Here is a 1,844-nt window from a genome sequence, read left to right on the forward strand (position 1 = left end):
GCCCCGATACGGGCCTCCCGGAAAAAGCCTGCCTTAGAGGCCTGCGTTGATGGCTTGCGCCGCGTCGATCTTCTCCTGGCCGACGTCGCCTGCGAATTTCTCCCAGACCGGCTTCATCGCTTCGACCCAGGCCGCGCGCTGCTCAGGGGTCAGCTCGCGCACCACGCCGCCGGCATCAATGATCGCCTGACGCGCTTCACCGTTCACCTTGGTGGATTCGGCGTTCCGGGTCGCGGTGACTTCATTCAGGATGGTCAGGAACTGGTCGCGCACCGCCGGGTCCAGACTGTCCAGCCAGTCCACGGAGGTCACCACCAGATAGTCCAGCGCGCCGTGGTTGGTCTCGGTCACCCCGTCCTGCACCTCAAAGAACTTCTTGCCGTAGATGTTGGACCAGGTGTTCTCCTGACCGTCCACAACCCCCTGCTGCAGCGCGCCGTAGACTTCCGAGAACGCCATTTTCTGCGGCGAGCCGCCGATCGCTTCCATCTGCGCCACCAGCACGTCCGAGGACTGCACCCGGAACTTCAGCCCATTGGCGTCCGAAGGGTCCACCAGCGGCTTGTTGGCCGACATCTGCTTCATGCCGTTGTGCCAGTAGGCAAGCCCCTGCAGGCCGCGGCGCTGCATTGAATCCAGCATCTCCTGGCCGGTTTCAGACGCCTGGAACGCATCCACCGCTTCGATATTCTTGAACATGAACGGCAGATCGAACAAGCGGAACTGCTTGGTGAATTTCTCAAACTTAGACAGCGAAGGCGCGGCCAGTTGCACATCGCCCTGCAGCATCGCTTCCAGCACCTTATTGTCGTTGTAAAGCGTCGAGTTCGGATAGACCTCCAGGCACATAGTGCCGTTCATCTCGTCATTGATGCGCTGTTCCAGCAACGAGGCGGCAATCCCTTTGGGGTGCTTGTCGGTGTTCGTGACGTGGCTGAACTTCACCACGATCTCGCCGTCGTCACAGGCGGCACTTGCGGCGCCTGCGGTCACAGCCAGAGCCAGTGCGGTGGCGGCAGTTGTCAGGAATTTCATGGTCTTTTCCTCCCAGAAAAATCGTCTGTAAATCCGAAGTTGCACTCAGCGCATGGCTGAGGCCCGCCCAAAGCATCCCAAGTTGCGGAAAACCGCTCAACAATTGATTCGAGAATCATGCGCCTGTCGGATTTTTCGCGTTATCGCATGAACTTGCAGGTCAGACCAAATGTGCAAAAGCAGCGCTTGCCGCAAGCTGTGCGAAATCCCGCACAGGGCATTCCGGGCTTTGTGCGGAAATCCGCACAAGTGTTAGCGCCGGACAGAACTGCAAAGGAATCGCCGCCCTTCTTCTGGCTGAAAAAATCCCTGCCGGAGGCATCCGGCCTCTCCCCCTCACGCCGTCCGCCGGGGCGTTGCGTCCTCACCGTACGCACCGCTTGCCGCTCCTTAACCCCGGCTTGCGATACTCCTTCCCGTCGCGACACCGGTGCGGGCCGGCACCCCGCACCAACAGGAGATCACAGGACCCCCGAGACCACCTCATCATCGGGTGCAGGGGCGTCCCGCAACGAAGGCTTCAGCGGACATGGGGCTTGCGACCCCCGTCCTCCCTCCGCCCTTGCCCCCATTCGAGGTTCCTGGCGGCGCCGCCTCCCTAAGTACCCCGGCAAAAACGCCGGAGCGGACAATCCTCATGGCTCTTAAGCCCGGCGCCGTCAGCGGCGGTAATCCTCAGGCCGGATGCCATAGCGGGCCAGCTTGTCATAAAACGTCTTGCGCGGCAGCCTCAACGCCTCCGCGACCGCAGCCGCACGCCCGTTGGCGCGGCCCAATGCGGCAATCAGCAGCGAGCGCTCCACCTGCGC

2 protein-coding genes are annotated in these 1,844 nt (G+C 61.9%); both read right to left on the reverse strand.

Features of this window, described 5'->3' with window-relative positions:
• Nucleotides 1-33 precede the first annotated feature (33 nt).
• A complete protein-coding gene (locus A2I95_RS34845; RefSeq protein WP_027258509.1) occupies nucleotides 34-1,035 on the reverse strand; it encodes a DctP family TRAP transporter solute-binding subunit in 1,002 nt (333 codons plus the stop codon).
• A gap of 659 nt (nucleotides 1,036-1,694) precedes the next feature.
• The coding region (locus A2I95_RS34850; RefSeq protein ID WP_291737142.1) for a helix-turn-helix domain-containing protein at nucleotides 1,695-1,844 on the reverse strand (150 nt) is incomplete at its 5' end.

The organism is Leisingera sp. F5 (genome assembly GCF_001593695.1).

Coding starts and splice junctions, on each gene's coding strand:
- A2I95_RS34845 (WP_027258509.1), bottom strand. CDS start 1,035: ATGAAATTCCTGACAACTGCCGCCACCGCACTGGCTCTGGCTGTGACC.